The following is a 2,183-nucleotide window of genomic DNA, read 5'->3' as shown; positions in this document are numbered from 1 at the left end:
CAGCGGGGCGGGGTGGGCCCACAGCGGCAGGCACAGGCTCAAAGGTCCGAGCAGGGCCACCAGGGTGGCGTCTGTGCGGGCCCGCAGGGCAGCCAGGAATCGGAACAACATCGTCACCACTTTCACATCCAGCCAGCGCCCCGGGGGCCTGGAATGGCTCCAGGTGCGGTAGCTGGCACGGCTTGACTATGCCCGTGAAAGCAGGAAAACCGACTGCCGTCCAACGGAAAATTGCCGCGAGATGGGTGGTTTTGACAATTGTTGACGGTTTTTGGGGGCTTGTGAGTGACTGCCGGGGCTGAAGGCTACAGGTTGGTCGCCGCCACCACTTCGCTCATGTCGGTCAGGCCCTGCAACACCTTTTCGATGCCGTCCTGGCGCAGGGTGAGCATGCCGGCGGTGAGCGCAGAGTGCCGGATGTCCGAAGCCGGGGCCCGGTGGCGGATGTGCTGGCGAATGGCTTCGTCACTCATCATCAGCTCGTGGATGCCCAGGCGACCGTGGTAGCCGTGGCCTTCGCATTTGGCGCACCCCACGGGGCGCCACATCCGCAGCTCGCCCTGGGCGCCGCCGTATTGCTGGCGCCAGCGTCCGATCTGCGCCTGGCGCGCCTCAGCGGTGTTATGTGTGCCACTCTCCAGGTACTGCGACGCCAGGCCCGCCAGCATGTCGTCGTCGGCCACACGCGGCTCGCGGCAGGCGGTGCACAGGCGCCGCACCAGGCGCTGCGCCAGGATGGCCAGCAGCGAGTCCGAGAAGTTGAACGGGTCGAGGCCAATTTCGAGCAGGCGCGCAATGCTCTCGGGCGCGGAGTTGGTGTGCAGGGTGGACAGCACCAGGTGCCCGGTGAGCGAGGCCTCGATGGCGATGCGTGCCGTCTCCTCGTCGCGCATCTCGCCGATCATGATCACGTCTGGATCAGCGCGCAAAAAGGTGCGCATGGCGGCGGCAAAGGTCCAGCCGATGCGTGGGTTCACCTGCACCTGGCGCAGGCCCTCCTGCGTGATCTCGATGGGGTCTTCGGCCGTCCAGATCTTGCGGCCTGCGGTGTTGATGTCGCGCACCACCGAGTGCAGCGTGGTCGTCTTGCCGCAGCCCGTGGGGCCACACACCAGCACCAGGCCATAACTTTTTTGCACCACCGCGCGCAGCGCCAGCAGGTTGGGCTGGCTCAGGCCGATGTTCTCCAGCGGCAGGGGCTTGGCGCCTGCCAGCAGGCGCAGCACCACGTCCTCCAGTCCGCGCGAGGTGGGCACAGTGACCACCCGCAGCTCCACCGGCGGGCCGCCAAAGCGGGCAAAGTCGATCTTGCCGTCCTGCGGTTTGCGGTGCTCCGAGATGTCCATGCTGGCCATGATCTTGATGCGTGCCACCATCGCAAAGCGGTAGCGCGCGGGCAGCTCCAGGTAAGGCACCAGGTCGCCATCGATGCGCAGGCGCACGCGCACGTTGTGCGGGGCGGGCTCGGTCTCAATGTGGATGTCCGACGCACGGTGGCTGATGGCTTCGTCAATCACCGAGTTGATGAGCCGCACCAGGGTGTTGTCCGACTCGCTGATCACGTCGGCCTGCTCGGTGTCTGCGTCTGGCGACGCAGTGGCCAGGTTGGTCAGCAACTCCTGCGAGGTGGCGCGTGCGCCGGCTGCCGCGCCGCCCGCGTCGGCAGGGCGGGTGCGGTAGGCCTTGTGGATGGCGGGCATCAGCGTGCCGGGCGCTGCGCGCAGCGGGATCAGCCGCCGCTGGGTCAGAAAGCGGATCTCGTCGATCAGCACGCGGTCCCAGGGGTCCGCCATCAGCAGCACCAGCGCGTCCTCGCGTGCGATCAGGGGCAGCACGGATTCGCGCTCGGCCACGGCACGGGGGATGAGTGCCAGGGCCGGCGCTTCGGGCGTGATGTCGCCGGGGTGCACGGTGTATTCACCCAGCCAGGTGGCAATCACGCTGCGCAACTGGTCCTGGGTGAGTGCCCCCCGGTCCACCAGAATCTGGCCGATGGGCCGCTGCACGCCATTGCCGCGCTCCTCCTGCTGCGCCTGCAGGCCCTCTGCCAGGTCCGGCGTGGACAGCAGCCCCGCGTGGACCAGCGCCTCGCCCAGGTGCCGGGCCTTGCCCACCGTGGGGTGGGGGGTGGAGATCTGACGCCACAGCGCCTCGGCGCTCTGGGGGCGGAAACTGTGGGCGGG

The 2,183-nt window shown here is 68.2% G+C and carries 1 protein-coding gene; it reads right to left on the bottom strand.

The features are described 5' to 3' along the window. Window positions 1-305: 305 nt before the first annotated feature. On the bottom strand, window positions 306-2,183 hold a 1,878-nt coding region (locus AC07X4_RS23895; protein ID WP_494741537.1), incomplete at its 5' end, for a GspE/PulE family protein.

The sequence above is a fragment of the Acidovorax sp. GW460-11-11-14-LB4 genome (genome assembly GCF_059423685.1).
This window is presented reverse-complemented; position numbering and strand designations above follow the sequence as displayed.